Source organism: Dyella jiangningensis (assembly GCF_003264855.1).
Classification (GTDB): Bacteria; Pseudomonadota; Gammaproteobacteria; order Xanthomonadales; family Rhodanobacteraceae; genus Dyella; species Dyella jiangningensis_C.
Map to the genome: position 1 here is coordinate 260256 of NZ_NFZS01000001.1, position 18486 is coordinate 278741.

13 protein-coding genes are annotated in these 18486 nt (G+C 65.4%); 8 read left to right on the forward strand and 5 right to left on the reverse strand.

Annotation, left to right across the window (positions count from 1 at the left end):
* Position 1: 1 nt before the first annotated feature.
* Complete coding sequence (locus CA260_RS01075; protein WP_111980626.1) at positions 2-925, reverse strand: 2-dehydro-3-deoxygalactonokinase; 924 nt, start codon at positions 923-925, stop codon at positions 2-4.
* Entirely contained in the window at positions 922-1650 is a 729-nt protein-coding gene (locus CA260_RS01080; RefSeq protein ID WP_111980627.1) for a FadR/GntR family transcriptional regulator, read from the reverse strand. Before CA260_RS01080 ends, CA260_RS01075 begins: the two co-directional genes overlap by 4 nt.
* Positions 1651-2074: 424 nt before the next feature.
* Here CA260_RS01080 and CA260_RS01085 point away from each other — a divergent pair, with 424 nt between their 5' ends.
* From CA260_RS01085 to CA260_RS01105, 5 genes are all read left to right on the forward strand, one after another.
* Positions 2075-3205 carry an aldose epimerase family protein gene (locus CA260_RS01085; RefSeq protein ID WP_202864033.1) on the forward strand — a complete coding sequence of 377 codons (1131 nt, stop codon included), beginning with the start codon at positions 2075-2077 and terminating at the stop codon, positions 3203-3205.
* 127 nt (positions 3206-3332) lie between these two features.
* The gene (locus CA260_RS01090; protein ID WP_111980629.1) at positions 3333-4517 is read left to right on the forward strand and encodes a cellulase family glycosylhydrolase; all 1185 of its coding nucleotides are present in this window, start codon (positions 3333-3335) and stop codon (positions 4515-4517) included.
* Between the two features lie 101 nt (positions 4518-4618).
* Positions 4619-7417 (forward strand): TonB-dependent receptor, encoded by a 2799-nt coding sequence (locus CA260_RS01095; RefSeq protein ID WP_111980630.1) that lies wholly within the window; start codon positions 4619-4621, stop codon positions 7415-7417.
* Between the two features lie 96 nt (positions 7418-7513).
* Positions 7514-9082, forward strand: coding sequence for an exo-alpha-sialidase (locus CA260_RS01100; RefSeq protein WP_111980631.1), 1569 nt, complete (start codon positions 7514-7516; stop codon positions 9080-9082).
* Entirely contained in the window at positions 9082-10053 is a 972-nt protein-coding gene (locus CA260_RS01105; protein WP_202864034.1) for a glycoside hydrolase family 43 protein, read from the forward strand. The genes CA260_RS01100 and CA260_RS01105 overlap by 1 nt, the downstream gene beginning before the upstream one ends.
* Before the next feature lie 13 nt (positions 10054-10066).
* On the opposite strand, the gene CA260_RS01110 is transcribed toward CA260_RS01105, so the two are convergent.
* Positions 10067-11113 carry a hypothetical protein gene (locus CA260_RS01110; protein WP_111980632.1) on the reverse strand — a complete coding sequence of 349 codons (1047 nt, stop codon included), beginning with the start codon at positions 11111-11113 and terminating at the stop codon, positions 10067-10069.
* A 98-nt stretch (positions 11114-11211) separates the two neighbouring features.
* Between CA260_RS01110 and CA260_RS01115 the strand changes: the two genes are divergently transcribed.
* Positions 11212-12957: an alkaline phosphatase gene (locus tag CA260_RS01115; protein WP_111982944.1), complete on the forward strand. Its 1746-nt coding sequence runs from the start codon at positions 11212-11214 to the stop codon at positions 12955-12957.
* Positions 12958-12978: 21 nt separating this feature from the next.
* Here the strand turns inward: CA260_RS01115 and CA260_RS01120 are convergent, their stop codons facing one another.
* Together CA260_RS01120 and CA260_RS01125 are read right to left on the reverse strand one after the other, a co-directional pair.
* The gene (locus CA260_RS01120) at positions 12979-13182 is read right to left on the reverse strand and encodes a hypothetical protein (RefSeq protein ID WP_111980633.1); all 204 of its coding nucleotides are present in this window, start codon (positions 13180-13182) and stop codon (positions 12979-12981) included.
* A gap of 71 nt (positions 13183-13253) precedes the next feature.
* A complete protein-coding gene (locus CA260_RS01125; RefSeq protein WP_111980634.1) occupies positions 13254-14558 on the reverse strand; it encodes an alpha/beta hydrolase family protein in 1305 nt (434 codons plus the stop codon).
* Between the two features lie 239 nt (positions 14559-14797).
* Here CA260_RS01125 and CA260_RS01130 point away from each other — a divergent pair, with 239 nt between their 5' ends.
* Complete coding sequence (locus CA260_RS01130) at positions 14798-15844, forward strand: glycerophosphodiester phosphodiesterase (protein ID WP_238149686.1); 1047 nt, start codon at positions 14798-14800, stop codon at positions 15842-15844.
* 317 nt (positions 15845-16161) lie between these two features.
* Entirely contained in the window at positions 16162-18444 is a 2283-nt protein-coding gene (locus tag CA260_RS01135) for a TonB-dependent receptor (protein WP_111980636.1), read from the forward strand.
* Positions 18445-18486: the final 42 nt, after the last annotated feature.

The window sequence follows — 18486 nt, forward strand, 5'->3', positions numbered from 1 at the left end:
ATCATGCCGCTGCGGTAGGGGAGACCAGGGCCGCCTCGGTCGCGATGCGCCAAAGGCCGTGTGCCGTGGTGTTGTCGGGAGCCGTGTCGATGTCGATGGCGAAGACGGCGGCCGCTTTCAGATAGCGCTCGCACAACGCGCCTTCGCCGACCATCTGCACGCGCGTGCGTGCGTCGAGCCAGCCGGCGGCCAGCGCCATGCGCAGCTCGTCGCCGATCAGCAGGCCCGACAGATAGTCGGCCACCGCAGCGGGTGCGAGGACGCCGTCGAGCATCAGGGTGCGCGCGGAGAACACGCGTGAAAGCGCACCGGCTGAATCGCTCGCCTTCGCCGCGACCACGCCGCGAAGGAACGCCTGCTCGTCGTTGGCGTCGGCCGGCAGCTGCGCGCCGAGGATGGAGTGCTGCATCAGCAAGCCGAACAGCTCACCGGTCATCACCGTCGCAAAACCCGCCACCGCACCATCGCGCAGCGACACCCACTTGCTGTGCGTGCCCGGCAGCAGCAGGCAGCCGCGCTGCCCGATCGAAGGCGAGAAGGCGAGCGCGCCGACCACCTGGGTTTCTTCGCCACGCATCACATCCGGACGCTGCGGATCGCGCAGGCCGGGAACGAGATGGATGACACGACCACCCGGAACCTCCAGGTGCGTCAGCGCGCCCGCGAGCCGGTCGACGCGGGTGGGCGTGTCGAGATACGGCACTTCCTGCCAGCCGTTGCGACTGCCGACCATGCCGCAGGCCAGTACCGGCACATCCGGCCAGTGCTGCACGGCCTGCGCGAACGCTTCGGCGAAACCGCCTTCGGGCAGGCGGCGGATGCCATGCGGAAACGCGCGTTTTTCTTCGACCTGCCCGCGGCTGTCGTAGCGATATGCACGCAGGTGCGTGCTGCCCCAGTCCAGGCCGATGAGCGCTGTGGTCACGCGCTGGCCTTCTTGCGGCCGCGGCTGCTGCGGCTGCGCTGCAGGTTGGCAAGCGAGTCGGCGATCATGCTCTGCATGGTCTTGCGCGCCACTTCCGGCTGCTTGCGACGGATCGCCTCCAGCACCTTCTGGTGGTACGGCAGCGAATACTTGAAGTTGCCGGCGTTGCGCGCCGACAGGGTGAAGAACGTGCCGAGCGCGGTCTCGATCACCGAGAACAGCGATTGCATGAGTTCATTGCCGGTCGCGTGCAGCACGGCGTCGTGGAAGAGCAGGTCGGCGTGCGACCACTCGTCCAGTGTCTGCGCGGCGTCCATCGCGTTGTAGGCTTCTTCGATGGCGGCCAGCTGCGGTGCGGTGCGCCGACGTGCGGCCGCAGCGGCAGCGGCGGGTTCGATGATCTCGCGCATCTCCACCAGCTTGTCGACGAAGTCGTCGGTGGGCATGGAGGCGCAGCGCCAGGCGAGCACGTCGGCATCGAGCTGGTTCCAGTAGCGCTCTTCCAGCACGCGCGCGCCCACGCCCGTACGCGATTCGATCAGGCCCTTGGCGGAAAGCACCTTGAGCGCTTCGCGCAACGCGGTGCGGCTGACCTGCAGGCTCTCGGCCAGGGTCTCTTCGCGCGGGAGGATTTCGCCGGGCTTCACCTTGCCGCTGACGATGCGCTGCCCCAGTTCGTGCATGACATGGCCGTACAGGCTGCGAACTGCGATCGGCTTCTTCATGAAATCCTCTGACCCCCGGTTCTGGCGACTGGCGCCCGTACGTGCGCGGGCGAAGATAGGCCGCCCGAATCATTTGTCATACAAACGGACTATAAGCAAGTTGCTCGGCGCCTGCCAAGCTGTTTTGCATGGTTTCTTCGTGCGAAGACGCGGACATGACGGGCCGCGACGGAAACACGCGATGACGCACTGCAGAAACTTGTGGCCTGGATCACCTTTGGGCATGGCCATCGTGCTTCCGCTCCACCGCATGAAAACCGCGACATGGCGATCCATCGAGCATGCCAGTGTCCGCAATGTCGCATCGCACCAACAAAAATTTCGGTGACCAGGAACACTTGCACGATAATCATACAATGTGATTGCATGCCGGCACTCGTGATACATCGAAGGGGATGCTGGGGACATGCAGCGTGCAGGTTTGATGGCTTCGATTCTCTGGCTGGCGACGTTGTCCGCGGCACACGCCGCGACGGACGCCAAGCGGGAAACATTCGGCACGACGCCCGACGGCAAGCACGTCGATGCGGTGGTGTTGAGCAACTCCCACGGCATGAAGGCGCGCATTCTCGCGCTGGGCGCCAGCCTGCAGTCGCTGGAGGTGGCCGATCGCAACGGCAAGAGCGCGAACATCGCGCTCGGCTACCCCTCGCTGGGCGGCTACCTGAGCAAGCCCCAGTACTTCGGCGCCACCGTGGGTCGCTATGCGAACCGCATCGCCAAGGGGCACTTCGTGCTCGATGGCAAGACCTACAGCGTGCCCGTCAATGACGGCGCCAACTCGCTGCACGGCGGCACGCGCGGTTTCGACAAGGTGCTGTGGACCGTGGGCGACGTGAAGCACGACGGCAGCAAGGCCAGCGTCACGCTGACCTACGTGAGCCCCGACGGCGACATGGGTTATCCGGGGGAGCTGAAGGTCAGCGCGACCTACACGCTGGACGAGGACAACCGCCTCTCCATCGACTACCGCGCCACCACCAACAAGACGACCATCGTCAATCTCAGCAATCACGCGTACTGGAACCTCTCGGGCGAAGGCTCGGGCAGCGTGATGGACGAGCGCCTCACCATCGCGGGCGATGCGTATCTTCCGGTCGATGCCGGCTCCATTCCCACCGGCGAGATCCGCAAGGTCGACGGCACGCCGTTCGATTTCCGCCAGGCGAAGCCGATCGGCCGCGACATCCGCACCAACGATCCGCAATTGCTCAACGGCCGCGGTTACGACCACAACTGGGTGATCAGCCGCGAAGAAGCCGCCGCGCCGCGCGTGGTCGCGCGCGTGGAAGATCCGGCATCGGGCCGTGTGATGACGCTGAAGTCCAGCAAGCCTGGCCTGCAGTTCTATTCCGGCAACTTCCTCGACGGCACGACGGTCGGCACCGGCGGTCACGTGTATCGCCAGGGCGATGCCTTCGTGCTGGAACCGCAGCTTTATCCGGACACGCCGAACCAGGCGTCGTTCGGTTCGGCCCGGCTGGAGCCGGGTCATGAGTACCGCAACCTGATCGTGTACGAGTTCACCACCGAATCGGCGCGCGGAGCGCGCTGACGCACCAAGTCATCGATGCAAGGGCGCCCGCGAAGGGCGTTCACGGGGCCGCTTTGTCTCGCGAAAGGGCGGCCACGCACCAAACCATGCGTCGCGCGGCGGATCGCGCGATCCAAGAAGGAGAGCTATGAAGTACGCACTACTGGCCATGGCGATGGGACTGGCGGCGACGTTCGCCGCGCCGACGCAGGCGCGCGAAGCCTCCGGCCGTTGGACGCCGGCCGAAGCCAAGGCCTGGTACGACAAGCAGCCGTGGACGCTGGGCAGCAACTACGTGCCGGCCAACGCCATCAACGAGCTGGAGATGTGGCAGGCCGATACCTTCGATGCCGCGCGCATCGACCTGGAGCTGGGCTGGGCGCAGAAGCTGGGCATGAACACCATGCGCGTGTTCCTGCACGACCTCTTGTGGCAGCAGGATCCGGCCGGTTTCAAGCAGCGCATCGACCGCTTCCTCACGATTGCCGCCAAGCACGACATCAAGCCGATCTTCGTGCTGTTCGATTCGTGCTGGGATCCGGAACCGAAACTCGGCCCGCAGCACCCACCGATCCCCGGCGTGCACAACTCCGGCTGGGTGCAGAGCCCTGGCGTGGCGATGACCGATCCCAGCCAGTACCCGCGCTTCGAGCAGTACGTGAAGGACATCGTCGGCAGCTTCGGCAAGGACAACCGCGTGCTCGCCTGGGACGTGTGGAACGAGCCCGACAATCCGGGTGGCGGCAACTACGACCCGAAGGAACCCAAGGACAAGGTGGCGCTGGTCGCCAAGCTGCTGCCGCAGGTCTTCACCTGGGCGCGCAGCGCGTCGCCGACGCAGCCGCTCATCAGCGGTGTTTGGCATGACGATGACTGGTCCGATCCGGCCAAGCTCAACGCGGTGGAACGCACCCAGCTCGAGCAGTCCGACGTGATCAGCTTCCACAACTACGGCTGGCCGGAGGAATTCGCCAGCCGCGTGCAGCAGCTGAAGGGCTATGGCCGTCCGCTGATCTGCACCGAATACATGGCGCGCGGCGCGGGTTCGACCATCGACGGCGTGTTGCCGCTCGCCAAGAAACTCGACGTGGGCATGGTGAACTGGGGCTTCGTGGAAGGTAAGTCGCAGACCATCATGCCGTGGGATTCGTGGTTGCGTCCGTACACGCAGCAGCCGCCGACGCTGTGGTTCCACGATCTGTTGCACGGCGATGGCACGCCTTATCGCCAACGCGAAGCCGAGATTCTCCGCGCGCTGTCCCACGCGCCGCGCGGCGTAGTGCCTGCCGAGGCGGTGATGTATCCCGCGCAGGCCACCAGCAAGACGCACTGATGCACGCCTTATCCATTCGCCGTCCCACAACGGCATTGCACAACGACAGTCGCCGGTTCAACCGGCGACACACGACTGACCTCTGAGGGGAGGCTTCACCCATGTATCGCCATCGCATTCCCATGACCCTGCTCGCGACGATGATCGCCGCGGCTTTCGCCACCGCCCACGCGGCCGATGCGCCGACGCCGGCACCGGCCGACCAGCAGCAGACCGCCGATGCGCCGTCTGCCGACGCGCAGTCCAACCAGTCCGGCGCGCAGAAGAAGCCGGCCACCAGCGGCACCGAAGCGTCCACGCAGAACGCCGTGAACCTCTCGGGCGTGGTGGTCACGCCGCTGCGCGAAAGCTTGCAGAGCGCGCAGTCGATCAAGCAGGACTCGCGCATGATCGTGGACTCGATCGTTGCCGAAGACATCGGCAAGCTGCCGGACAACAGCGTGGCGGACGCCATGCAGCGCATCACCGGCGTGCAGATCGCCCAGGGTTTCCAGGGCGAAACCAACTCGGTGGTGATCCGCGGCCTGCCCAACGTCATCACCACCTTGAACGGTCGCGAGATCTTCAGCGGCGTGGGCCGTTCGTTCGCCTTCCAGAACCTGCCGGCGACGGCAGTGAAGACCGTGCAGGTGTACAAGACCAGCGAGGCGAGCCTGCCGACCGGTGGCATCGCCGGCCTGGTGGACATGCAGCTGTATCGTCCGTTCGATTTCGACGGCCCCAAGGCGGCCGCCACCTTCACCGAAACCCACAGCAAGTACGGCGACCACAACGACCCCAACGGCAGCCTGCTGCTGAGCGATCGCTGGAAGACCGACATCGGCGAGTTCGGCGCCCTGGTGAATGTGGGCTACGACAAGCAGCACTACGCCTACAACGCGGTGTGGAACGACTTCCCGAAGGTGCTCACGGGCGCCAATGGCGCGCCGATCCGCACGGGTGACGGCAACCTCATCTCCATGCCGAACGGCTTCGGCGCCGACTACAACATCGGTAACCGCACGCGCCAGGAATTCAATTACGCGCTGCAGTGGAAGCCGAACGACAGCACCGAGGTCTACGTCGAAGGCCTGTACGACTGGGATTCGGACAGCTACAACCAGCCGTTCTACTTCAGCTTCCCGGTGGGCTCGGTCGACCCGACCTCGGTCACCGTAGGCAACCATTGCTACGCCAACCAGCTGACCGGTTCGCCGTACCAGGGCCAGACCATCTGCGACGCCACCAACGGCAGCTGGACCGGCAACACCTATGCGGCCACCAGCACGCAGGCGCACCAGCAGTGGGGTCATGACATCCAGAACTCGATCGGTGCGAAGTGGCATGGCGATCGCCTGAACCTGTCGACCGACCTGTCGTTCAACTCCTCCTCATTCCATGACCAGACCTTCATCGTCGACACCTTCCTGAAGGCGCCGGTGACCACGGTGTGGAACGGCGGCAACAGCTGGGCTCTCGCGGGCAACCCGGCCAACGATCCGTCGCAGTACTACCTCAACGGCCTGTTCCAGACCTGGAACAACCAGCGCGGCACGCAGACCGCTTGGCGCGGCGACGGCACGTACGACCTCAACGGCAGCTTCTTCCAGTACGTCGACTTCGGCCTGCGCTATTCGGACCACAAGGCCGAGTACACGGGCAGCGTGGAAGTCTCCACGCCGCCGCCGGGCGGCACGGGCGCCATCTCGGCCAACCCGAATCCGGCCAACCAGGTCATCGCGCGCTTCCCGAACGGCTACTTCTGCAGCCAGCCGAGTACCGATGCGATCCCGGCCACCTGGCTGAGCGGTTGCTACAACTTCCTCGTCAACAACGCCGATGCGATCCGCAATCTCTATGGTCTGCCGAGCGGCCTGGCGCCGGTGAATCCGGGTCGTTACTACCAGATCGACGAGAAGTCGTACTCGGGCTACTTCCAGTTCGCCTACGGCAACGAGATGTTCGGCTTGCCGTACGACGGCCTGCTGGGCATGCGCATCGAACGCGTGAAGCGCAACCTCGATGCGTTCTCGTTTGACGCGTCGACCAACATCTACTCGCCGCTGTCGGCGAACACCAGTGCGCCGGTGTACCTGCCGAACGCCAGCTTCAACCTGCACATCAAGGACAACCTGCAGCTGCGCCTGGTGGCCGCCAAGACGCTCACCTACCCGGGCTTTGGCCAGCTGAATCCGTCGCTGTCGCTCAATCCGGGCACCATCAACCGTGCCGGCATCGCCAGCAGCGGCAATCCGGACCTGAAGCCGATCAAGTCGAACAACTACGACGCCTCGCTGGAGTGGTACTTCGCGCCGGCCAGCTACGTCAGCGGCGGCCTGTTCTATCGCGACATCAACGGCTACATCCAGAACTACGTGACGGACGTGACCATCGGCGGTCAGCCGTACCAGCTCAACTCGCCGCAGAGCGCGGGTTCGGGCCATCTGTTCGGTGGTGAATTCGCCTACCAGCAGTTCTTCGACTTCCTGCCGGAACCGTTCAACGGCCTGGGCGTGCAGTTCAACTACACCTACATCGACGGCTCCACCCGTTCGCCGCAGTACATCGGCGGCCCGGTGGTCACCTCGCCGCTGCAGAACGTGTCGAAGAACAACGGCAACGCCGTGCTGATGTATGAAAAGTTCGGCTGGTCCGCACGCCTCGCCTACAACTACCGCAGCCGCTTCATCGATGGCTTCAACCAGCCGACCGTGGCGGGCGTGAACGACGAGATCAAGCCGGCCAACCAGGTCGACTTCTCGCTCGGCTACGACGTCAACCAGTACTTCACCGTGGTGTTCAACGCGACCAACATCTTTGGCGCGGACCTGCATCAGTACTGGGGTGATGGCGAAACCCGTCCGCGCGACGTGCGTTACCAGGACCGCACCTACGGCCTGGGCCTGCGCTTCAAGATGTAAATCTCTCCCACTTGGCGGGCGACGGCTGGCAACGCCGTCGTTCCGCCACTTTTTTTGGAGGGCAGGGTACGCCTCCGTCGATACCGAGGAGCACGCATGAAGATCGCAACAAGGTCACTGGCCACGCTGGCGCTGGCTGTTTCGCTGGCCTGCGCCGCGCATGCCCAGGACGCTCCCGAGCAGGCCGTAGGTACGCGGCTCGCCGATGGCACCGGTTATGTGTCCATTGCGCGCATCGAACATGGTTCGACACAGGATCGCGGCCGCTTGCTGATGGTGTTCGAACAGAACGGCATGGGTGGCATCCCGCTGTGGGAAAGCCGTGATCACGGCGACACCTGGCATTTCCTGATGAATGTCACCGACCAGGTGCATGCCTCGGATAAGAGCTGGCAGCTGCGTTGGCAGCCGCACATTACCGAGCTGGAGCGGGCGGCTGGCGATCTGTCGGCGGGCACGCTGGTGTTGTCGGCCAACGCGACCGGCAATGATGCGAAAGGCCATGTCGTCACCGAAGACCTGCAAGTGTATGTCTCACAGGATGGCGGCAAGACCTGGCGTTATCGCAGTTCCATCGTGAAGGGCGGCGGGCGGCCGGAAGACAAGGACAACAAGGGCGTGTGGGAGTCCTACGTCCACGTGCTCGACGACGGCCGCCTGGTGGCCTACTACTCCACCGAGCAGCACAAGGCGGAAGGCTACAACCAGCTGCTGGCGCACAAGGTCTCCGACGATGGTGGCCGGCGTTGGGGTCAGGAAGAGCGCGACGTGGCGATTCCCGGCGGCGTGCAGCGTCCCGGTATGGCCATCGTTACGCGCCTGCCCGACAAGCGTTATGCGATGACCTACGAGAACATCGACGGACCGGACAACGGCCAGGTGTTCATCAAGTTCAGCCGCGATGGCCTCGACTGGGGCGATCCGCAGCGGCACGGCGAACCGGTGATGACGCTGTCGGGTTTCTGGCCCGCCGCGTGCCCGGTGGTGCGCTGGTTCCCGCTGGGCGGTCCCGAAGGCGTGATCGTCGTGTCGGCGGAACGCGCCGGTGGCGGTGGCGGCGAAGGCGGCCGCACGCTCTACTGGAACAACGCTTCGGGCCGCGGCCCCTGGTGGGAAGTGCGCGCACCGGTGCAGAAGCTCACCGGCAACATCCACGCCGGCTGGACGCAGGAACTGCTGCTGCGCGACGACGGCAGCCTGCTGCACGTCACCAGTTCGTCGGTGCCCGATGCGCCGACGCACGCCTCGCGCAACGAGATCCTCTATCGCGCGGCGACGCTGTCGTTCAACCGCTACGAAGCGGAAGATGCAGCGTTCACCGGCGCGGTGGCCGTGCCCGACCCCAGGGCGTCCAACCTGCGCAAGGCGCGCCTGGGCGCCGGTCCGCAGGCGCGGCTGCGCTTCGTGGTCAACAGCACGGGCGGAACGCATGCACTCAGCGTGCGCTATGCCGACCTCGGCCTTGCGGCGCAACCTGCCTTGGTGGTCAACGGAGCGCGTGTTTCCACGCCTCGCCCGAGTGACGTTGTCGACGGCTGGCACGAGATCAGCGTGCAGGCGAACCTGCTGCCGGGCTTCAACACCATCGACATTGATGGTGGCGAGCACGTGCTCGATGTCGACTACTTGCAGGTGGACGGGCAAGCGCCGGCGGTGAAACCGTGATGCGTGCGCTGCGGATGACGTTTGCCCTGGCCGGCCTGGCTCTGGCTGCCTCGACGTACGCGTTGCCGGCCAAGCCGCAGGGACCGTTGCTGCCATCGGGCCCGGATCCGTGGGTGGCGCAGCGAGATGGCGTCTACTACTACACGAACACCCAGGGCGATCGCATTTCGTTGTGGAAGACCACCGACCTCACGCACCTGGGCGAGGTGAAGCCGGTCGTCGTGTGGCGTGCGCCCGCGCAAGGAGCCAACTCCGCTTCGATATGGGCACCCGAGCTGCACTTCCTCGATGGCAAGTGGTACCTCTACTACACGGCGGTGGACAAGTCGCACAACGACGATGCGCATCGCCATGTGTTCGTGCTGGAGAACGCCTCGGCCGATCCCACGCAGGGCGAATGGATCGACAAGGGCATGCTGAAGACGCACCTGTCGGGCATCGACGGCACCGTGTTCGACCACGGCGGCAAGCGCTACTTCGTCTACTCCGCCTACGTGGACGACCACAGCGACCTGATCATCGCGCCGATGAGCAACCCATGGACGCTGGGCGAGCCGCAGGTGGATATCGCCCATCCCACGTATGCGTGGGAGATGCAGGGCGGTCGCAAGATCCTTGAAGGTCCGGAATTCCTCAAGGGGCCGGGCGGCAAGGTGTTCCTCACCTATTCGGCAAGTGCGTGCTGGTCCGACGACTACGCACTGGGCCTGCTCGAAGCCGATGGCAGCGCCAACCTGCTGGAGCCCTCGTCGTGGCGCAAGTCGCCAGCGCCGGTGCTGCATGGTTCGGCCGAGCGTGGCGTGTATGCCACGGGACACAACGGGTTCTTCAAGTCGCCGGACGGCCAGGACTGGATCATCTATCACGCCAACGGCGGTCCGGAGTGGAAATGCACCGCGCGTCGCGCGCCGTACATCGAGCCGTTCCACTGGAGTGCCCAGGGCACGCCGGTGTTCGACGGCAGGCGCTGACCCGAAAGCGTGGTCATTTGGGTGTCGCGGCATCGAGCCGCGACGCCAGTTCGACGATCCTGGGCGCGGCCATTCCACCGAAGCGAAGATCGATGTCCTGCAGCCGGCTGCGCGCGCGGTCGCGCTCATCGCGGGCCAGCGAGGCTTCGACGGCATCCAGCTGCTCGTTGAGATCCTTGTCGATGCGTGCGCGGCAAGTCGCGAGCGACGCAGCGTCGTCCGGGGCATGACGCTCCAGTGATTCGAGCGCGCGGTCGAGGGCCGACGGGTCGGCGATCTCGTGGCCGGTCCACGGTATGGTTCGCGCGTCGATATCGGTGATGCACCACTGCTTCAGCGACTGGCGGCTTTGCCGATCGGCCTGCTGGCGCGAGGTGTCGGTGGCGCCGGTGAGATAGACCACCCGCGTCGACGCCTGGAACTGTTCGAGCAGCTCGCGTGGCGGCAGCGGAATCTGCTGGCCGAGCACGTCGCTGCCGGCATCGAGCAGCACGCCATGGAAGAGGTCGGCGTAGCCGAGCGCAAGGCGCAACGCCACGCGCGACCCACCGGAGAAGCCGCCGACGAAGACCCGCCGTGGGTCGATGTGGTAACGCGACATCGCGTTGGCCGCACCGAGCAACGCCAGCGGCTCGCGCCGGTCGAGCACGTCCTCGTCGTTGCCGGATGCGGCGGCGGTGACGAGCACGATGCCACGACGCTCGAGCACGGGAATCCAGGTGAGCGGAATGCGTGCTTCATCCCAGGGCGGCACGAACACCATCAGCGCATAGCCTTCCGGCGGCGCATGCGCCGGTACGTAGACGGTGAAGCGCTCCTTCGAAAGATCGATCGGCTGTTCGCGGATGGCGATGCCGGTCGCGTGGGCCTGTTGCCGGATGCGCTGCGCATTGAGCGGGCTCACCAGTCGACGGATCAGCTGGGAGCTGGTGGCGACATCGGGATACTGGTCGAAGACCATGTCCCGGTGCAGGCCGGTGACGTCGCCCGTGGCGTCGCCGGCCACGGCCACGCAGGAGGCCAGCCCGAACAGGGACGCGAGCAGCGCGCGACAGGTCATGCCACGAGGCTAGCATCGAAGGCCGGGCCCAATGTGTCACGGCAATTTCTTGCGACGCGACTATCATGCGCGATTCGCCTGTCACCAAGGGATTGCCCATGCCGTTTCCGTCGCTGCGCGCGCCACGCGTGCTGTTGTTGGCCTCGTTTCCGCTGATCACCGCCTGTGCCAGTCAGGCCGTCGCGCCTCCCGCCGCGCACGCCGCGGCCATCGACGTGCCGGCCATCCAGCGTCCCGGTGGCGAGACCCCGCAATGGTGGTTCCGCAACGGCGCGGCGGCGGCTGCGCAGCTCGCCACGCAAGCGAATACGGGCGGGCAGCACGCCAGGAACGTCATCGTGTTCCTCGGCGACGGCATGAGCCTGCCGACCATCGCGGCGGCCCATGTGCGCGCGGGACAACTCAAGGGCGTGGATGGCGAAAGCTACCGCCTGAGTTTCGAGCGCTTTCCGTTCAGCGCGTTGAGCCGCACCTACGAAACCGACCAGCAGACACCCGATTCCGCCGGCACCATGACCGCCATCATGAGCGGCGTGAAGACACGCGCCGGTTTCATCGGCGTCTCGCAGGTGCCGCGCCGCCAGGACTGCGCCGCCACGCGTGGCCAGGAGCTGGTAAGCACGCTGGAACTCGCCGCCGCCGCTGGCATGAGCACGGGCGCGATCACCACCACGCGCATCACGCATGCGACGCCGGCCGCCACCTACGGTCATCTGCCCGAGCGCAACTGGGAAGTGGATGCCGACCTCACCGCCGATGCCAGGGCGCAGGGCTGCAAGGATTTCGCCGCGCAACTGGTCGATTTCCCCGGTGCCGGCGGCCTCACGGTGGCGATGGGTGGCGGGCGCACCGAGTTCATGCGCGCGGGCGAAGACGATCCGGTCGAGCGTGGCATGGTCGGCCAGCGCCTGGACGGCCGCGACCTGATCGGTGAGTGGAAGCAACATCACCCGGATGGCGCTTATGTCTGGAATCGCCAGCAATTGATGGCACTGGATCCGGCGAAGACGCCTCGCCTGCTCGGCCTGTTCAACCCCTCGCACCTCAACTACGAGCATGAGCGCACCGCCGGGAAGCTGGACGAACCCAGCCTCGCCGAGATGACCACGCGCGCCATCGACGTGCTCAAGCAGAATCCGAACGGCTTCTTCCTGATGGTGGAAGGCGGCCGCATCGATCACGCGCTGCACGGCGGCAATGCGTATCGCGCACTGGACGAGGCCATCGCGTTCGCCGACGCGGTGCAGGCGGCGCTGGAGCATACCGATCCAGACAATACGTTGATCGTGGTCACCGCCGACCACAGCCACACCATGACCTTCGCCGGCTATCCCAAGCGCGGCAACGACATCCTGGGTCTCGTGCAGGGCCACAACGACAGCTACGACGAAGAAGGTGGTGCCGGTCTGGCGCGTGATGCCGCGGGGCGACCGTACACCACGCTGGGCTTCGCGAACGGCCCGGGCTATACCGGCGCCAGCGATGTGCAGCCGGAAGGCAGCAAGCGCTTCCCGCACAACCCGCACGACTACTCGTACAACACCAAGGGTCGCCCCGACCTCGGCAAGGTGAAGACCAGCGGTCCCGACTACATGCAGGAAGCGATCCTGCCGATGAAGGCGGAAACGCACGGCGGCGAAGACGTGGCGATCTTCGCCAACGGTCCAGGCGCCGCCGCCTTCCACGGCGAACTGGAGCAGAACGCTATCTTCCACGTGATCGTGCAGCACGCACCGCGCATCCGCGAGGAGCTGTGCAAGCTCGGCAGCTGCAACGCCGACGGAGTGCCGATGGATCGGCCGACTTACGAAGCGTGGCTGAAGCAGGTGGGCGCAAAGCGCTGACGCTACACACGAAGCGCTCCCTCAAAGCGTGCCTGTGACCTTGTGGGAGCGCACCCTGTGCGCGACCGCGGCGACGCGGTGTACTTCGGTCTTCGCCATCGCGCCGGCGGCCTGCGGGTCACTCGTCGCGCACAGGGTGCGCTCCCACAGAAAAGCATCATCGCTGTTGTTCGTGTCGGAGCATACCCAGTGCGCGATCGCATCATGACGATCGCGCATGGCCATGGGTACGCCCTACATCGCCGAATCCAAATCGTGCGCGATCCGGAAGACTGGATCGCGCACTGGGTGCGCTCCTACAGGGAGGGCTTTGCGGGGGACGTGATGCGGCCTTCGCCATACGGCGGATGCAGCGCACCCTTCGCATAGTCGACAGCCATGCGCATATAGCCTTCCGAATAACGCGTGGAGACGCGCTCGCCCTTCGCGTCCGTTTCGAACTCCGTCATGCCGTGCTCGGCTTTCGGGAACACCACGGTGGTGATGGGCAGGCCGTCGGCCTGCAGCGAGGTCAGGCGTCGCAGCGTTTCGCCGCTCGGCGCATCGATATCCAGTCCACCCAGCATCCACAGCTGCGGCGTATGCAGCTTGCGCAGCACCGCCATCGAGTCGTAATGCCACGGCGTATGGAACATGTACGCCTTGCCCTTTTCGCGGATGTCCGCATCGCTCAGCGGCAGCACCAGATAGCTGAAGTCGCCGCGCACGTCCTCGTACCAGGGCTCCTTGCCGTACTTGGCACGCGCCGCGTCGAGCTGGTCGAAGCCTTGCGTCAGCCCGCTGGAAAGAATCAGGCCGATGGCGTCGGACAGCTCCCAGGCCTTGTCGATCACCGACTGGTCGTAGCCCTTGAGCTTGAGCTGGAACGCCACGGCTTCGCGGTCTTCTTCCAAGGGCGAGATGGCGAGGCCGTAACCGACGATCACGAAGTCCGCCCTGGTGCGCGTCGCCGCCAGCGGCGCGACCCAGCCGCCCTGCGAGCCACCACGGAAACCCACGCGTCCCGCGCGGTCGCCCGCAAGCTTGCGGGCTTCGTTCATCGCGGCCACCGCATCGTTGGCCAGCACGCTGTAATCCTGCGTGTACTCGCCTGCCGAATCACCGGTGCCTCGCTTGTCGTAGACGAACGCGCCCACGCCTTCGGCGGGAAACTGGCGCTGCATGAAGTCCCAGGTGCGCGCCGAATCATGTTCCGATCCGTGCACCAGCACCACGATCGGCACCTTGCCCGACCCCGGTGGAAGCATCAGCCGTCCGACCAGTCGCGTGCCGCCTTCACCGGTGAAGACCGTGTCGTGTACTTCCAGCGGGATGCGCCTGGCGGCGATGCCACCGAACGTGAGGTCGCCCTTGGCGCAGTCGGTGAAGACCACTTCCTTGCCATCCGGACGATCGGTCCAGCCGAACGTGCTCTTCCAGCTGTCGTCGTGATCGCGGTGCAGCTGGCCGCTGGCACCATCGATGCGCCGCCAGCGCAGCGTACCCTCGTCGCTGGGCGCGATATCCAGCGACTGCCCGTCGGCGAGACGATAGGCGCCGACGTGGCAGTCGGTGGCGGCCGGGGCGCTGGCCAGCAGGGCGGCAAAGAGTAGGGAGAACATGGGGTTCGTGTCCTGTCGAATGTGCCTGCAAACTACCAAGCGCGAGGGCGGGTGCCATTGGCCGCAAGTCACACCGTGCCGACAGTCATGCCGCCGATGTCGCGACGCCCCCTGGCCCTGTCAAGGAAACGACATGCGGGCGCCCCACCATGGTCGATCACTATGCATGCATGGCAAGGAGACGGGTAATGGCCGTGGTTCGTTTAAGCTGGGCTGTCTTCGCCGTGGGTGCGCTCGTCATGGGCAACGTGCAGGCCAACGAGGCGCCGCTGGCGCCCAAGGTGCTGGTGATCGGCCATCGCGGCGCGAGTGCGCTGCGTCCGGAACATACGCTGGCTTCCTACGGCAAGGCGATTGCCGATGGCGCCGACTTCATCGAACCCGACCTGGTGATGACGCGCGATGGCGTGCCGGTGGCGCGGCACGAGAACGAGATCAGCGGCACCACCGACGTGGCGCAACACCCCGAGTTCGCCTCGCGCAAAGCCACCAAGACCATCGACGGCCATGCCGTCACCGGCTGGTTCACCGAGGACTTCACGCTCGGCGAACTCAAGACACTGCGCGCACGCGAGCGCCTGCCGGAGTTCCGCAGCACCGCGTACGACGGGCAGTTCCAGATCCCCACGCTGGACGAGATCATCGATTTCGTCGCCACGGAATCGGCGACGCGTGGCCGCGTGATCGGCATCATCCCCGAGATCAAGCACGGCACCTATTTCCAGAAGGCCGGCCTGCCGATGGAAGACCGCGTGCTCGCGATCCTCGCCGCGCATGCCTATACGCGCACCTCGCCGGTGGAAATCCAGTCGTTCGAGATCGCCAACCTGCGCTATCTGCGCAGCAAGCTCGGAAAAGCACACCCGAACATCCGCCTGCTGCAGCTGTTGGACGACGCGGCCGAGCAGCCGTACGACGTGGTCGCCGCCGGCGGCAAGTTGAACTACGGCGGGATGATGACGCCCAAGGGTCTGCACGACATCGCCACCTACGCCGATGCGATCGGGCCGAACATCCGCGCCATCATCCCGCTCGCCGCGGATGGCACGCTCGGCAAACCGACCTCGCTGGTGCACGACGCACACGCTGCGAAGCTCGAGCTGCATCCCTATACGTTCCGTCCGGAAAACCACTTCCAGGCGAAGAACTTCTGGCAGGGCAACGATCCCAAGACCTTCAACGAAGCGGGGTCGATCGCCGAAATCCGTGCCTATCTCGCTTCAGGCATCGATGCGTTCTTCACCGACGACCCGGCCATCGGCCGCAAGGCCGTGGACGGGCGTTGAGGTGCCACGCGATCGTCGCGACGTTGCCTTGCGTGTGCCGCGCGATCGCAGATGGGCCATGCCAGCCTCCTCTCGCCCAGGCGTCAGCCAGCAGAAAGCGATGGCGATATAGCCGAGTCAACGCGTAAGCATTGACCCAAATAATGCGGTGTATCGCAGGTTTTCCGCCGTGTTTTAAATATGCGTGTCATCGCCGATACACACGCGGACTTCACGCTTTCCTGATGCCGGCCGAGTGGTTCGGACGGCTATTTCCCCTCCGTATCCCATTACCTGATCGTGCGGGTTCATGGCGAATCCGCGCGCGAGGATTCGTCATGCCCAAGCTTTCCCTTCGCAGGACCGCGATCACGCTGGCAACCCTGGCCGCCCTCCACACGGGCGTCGCCTTCGCAGACGATGACGTACCCGCCGCTGCAGATGCGGCCAGCACCGACAAGGCCAAGACCATGGACGCCGTCTCGGTGGTGGCCTCCGGCGAAACGCGCCAGGTGCAGAAGATCACCAGCGAAGACATCCAGGCGCTGGCGCCGGGCACCAGTCCGCTCAAGGCGATCGACAAGCTGCCGGGCGTGAACTTCCAGTCGGCCGACCCGTGGGGCGCCTACGAGTGGTCCACGCAGATCACGCTGCATGGCTTCGACCAGAGTCGCCTCGGCTTCACGCTGGACAACATCCCGCTGGGCAACATGAGCTACGGCACGACCACCGGCCTGCAGGTGACGCGCGCGATCAGCAGCGACAACATCAGCACGGTGGAGCTGGCGCAGGGCGCCGGTGCGCTGGGCACGGCGGCGAACACCAACCTGGGCGGCACCATCCAGTTCTTCTCCGCCGACCCGGATGCGGTAGCCGGCGCGCGCATCAACCAGGTGCTGGGTTCCGATTCCACCACACGCACCTTCGTGCGACTGGACACCGGCGACTACCACGGCTTCTCGATGTACGTGTCGTACGACCACGCCTCCACCGACAAGTGGAAGGGCTACGGCGACCAGCGTTCCAACCAAATCAACCTGAAGTCGGTGTACCAGTGGGAAAGCGGCAGCGTGAGCCTGTTCTACGACGAGTCGCGCCGCAAGGAATACGACTACATGGATCTCTCGCTCGCCAGCCAGAAGGCGCTGGGCTGGAAGTGGGACTACCTGCAGCCGGACTGGAACACGGCGGTGCAGATCGCCAATGCATACAACGGCAAGGGCGCGTACCCCGCCGTGCTGTCGCCGCTGCCGGCCGGCTATGACCTGGTGGATTCCACCTACTACGCGGGTGGTGGCATACGTCGCGACACGCTGACGGGCCTGAGCGGCACCTTCAACCTGGCCGAGCACACCACGCTCAACCTCGGCACCTACTATCACGACAACCGCGGCGAAGGTCAGTGGGCCACGCCGTACGTGGCCTCGTCGCCGACGATACCGCTCGCGATGCGCACCACCGATTACGGACTCGATCGTTTCGGCGGCACCGGCTCGCTGCAATTCGCGCTGGGCGGCAACGAGATCGAAGTGGGCTTCTGGGCGGAGGACGCCACCACCAACCAGGAACGCAACTACTTCTATCTGACCGGCGCATACAACTACCTCAGCAACTTCTACGAGAACGAGGCGCCGTTCCTACGCGGCTTCTTCCAGCACTACGACAGCAAGACGCGCATGGCCTACGCGTCGGACACGATCCGCTTCATGGACGATCGCCTGACGGTCAACTTCGGCGCGAAGGCGCTGGGCGTGACCAACAGCGCCGAATCGCTGGTGCCGAGCAGCGCGCTCGCGCAGGGCCGCATCCGTGCGAGCGATGGCTTCCTGCCGCAGGTCGGCGTGAACTACAAGCTCGACGCCAACCAGGAGGTGTACGCCTCCTACAGCAAGAACCTCGCGGCCTATGGCTTCCTGCCCTTCAGCCAGTCGCAGGCGGCGTTCGATGCCAGCAAGGGCTCGTTGAATCCCGAGCAGTCGCAGACCTTCCAGCTGGGTTATCGCGTGCATGGCGATACCTTCGAGGCGTCGGCGGATGCGTACTACACGCGCTTCACCAACCGCCTGCTGGCGGTGTCGCCGTGCAGCGCGGTGCAGACGTGTTCGGCCATCCTCAACAACGTGGGTTCGGTGAAGAGCACCGGCGTCGACCTCGCGGTGATCTGGCGTCCGGTCGAGCATGTGCGCTGGCTCAACTCGCTCTCGTACAACAGCTCCAAGTACCAGGACGACTACCTCAACAACGGCGTGGTGGCGACCGACGGCAAGTACGTGGTCGGCATCCCGAGCTGGATGTTCAGCAGCGACCTCAGCTACACCTGGGGCAGCTGGCGCGCGAGCATCGACGGCAAGTACACCGGGCGTCGCTACATCACCTACCTCAACGATTCCGAGGTGCCTTCGTACTGGCTGTTCGACCTGGGCGTGAGCTACGACATCGGCACGGTGTCGGTGCTGAAGGACCTCAGCCTGGGCCTCAACGTCACCAACCTGCTCGACAAGAAGTACTACGCCACCACCGGCACCAACGGCTACGTGGCTTCCGACCCGCAGGGCTGGAACCAGACCTTGATGGCGGGTGCGCCGCGCCAGGTGTTCTTCAGCATCAACGCGAAGTTCTGAGGGTGACGACGATGGGCGCCGCATGCGGGAAGCGGCGCCCAT

What these genes read in the sequence shown, in the direction of transcription:
- CA260_RS01080 (WP_111980627.1), bottom strand. Translation starts at nt 1,650, where the DNA reads ATGAAGAAGCCGATCGCAGTTCGCAGCCTGTACGGCCATGTCATGCAC.
- CA260_RS01085 (WP_202864033.1), top strand. Translation starts at nt 2,075, where the DNA reads ATGGCTTCGATTCTCTGGCTGGCGACGTTGTCCGCGGCACACGCCGCG.
- CA260_RS01090 (WP_111980629.1), top strand. Translation starts at nt 3,333, where the DNA reads ATGAAGTACGCACTACTGGCCATGGCGATGGGACTGGCGGCGACGTTC.
- CA260_RS01095 (WP_111980630.1), top strand. Translation starts at nt 4,619, where the DNA reads ATGTATCGCCATCGCATTCCCATGACCCTGCTCGCGACGATGATCGCC.
- CA260_RS01100 (WP_111980631.1), top strand. Translation starts at nt 7,514, where the DNA reads ATGAAGATCGCAACAAGGTCACTGGCCACGCTGGCGCTGGCTGTTTCG.
- CA260_RS01105 (WP_202864034.1), top strand. Translation starts at nt 9,082, where the DNA reads ATGCGTGCGCTGCGGATGACGTTTGCCCTGGCCGGCCTGGCTCTGGCT.
- CA260_RS01110 (WP_111980632.1), bottom strand. Translation starts at nt 11,113, where the DNA reads ATGACCTGTCGCGCGCTGCTCGCGTCCCTGTTCGGGCTGGCCTCCTGC.
- CA260_RS01115 (WP_111982944.1), top strand. Translation starts at nt 11,212, where the DNA reads ATGCCGTTTCCGTCGCTGCGCGCGCCACGCGTGCTGTTGTTGGCCTCG.
- CA260_RS01120 (WP_111980633.1), bottom strand. Translation starts at nt 13,182, where the DNA reads ATGGCCATGCGCGATCGTCATGATGCGATCGCGCACTGGGTATGCTCC.
- CA260_RS01125 (WP_111980634.1), bottom strand. Translation starts at nt 14,558, where the DNA reads ATGTTCTCCCTACTCTTTGCCGCCCTGCTGGCCAGCGCCCCGGCCGCC.
- CA260_RS01130 (WP_238149686.1), top strand. Translation starts at nt 14,798, where the DNA reads ATGGGCAACGTGCAGGCCAACGAGGCGCCGCTGGCGCCCAAGGTGCTG.
- CA260_RS01135 (WP_111980636.1), top strand. Translation starts at nt 16,162, where the DNA reads ATGCCCAAGCTTTCCCTTCGCAGGACCGCGATCACGCTGGCAACCCTG.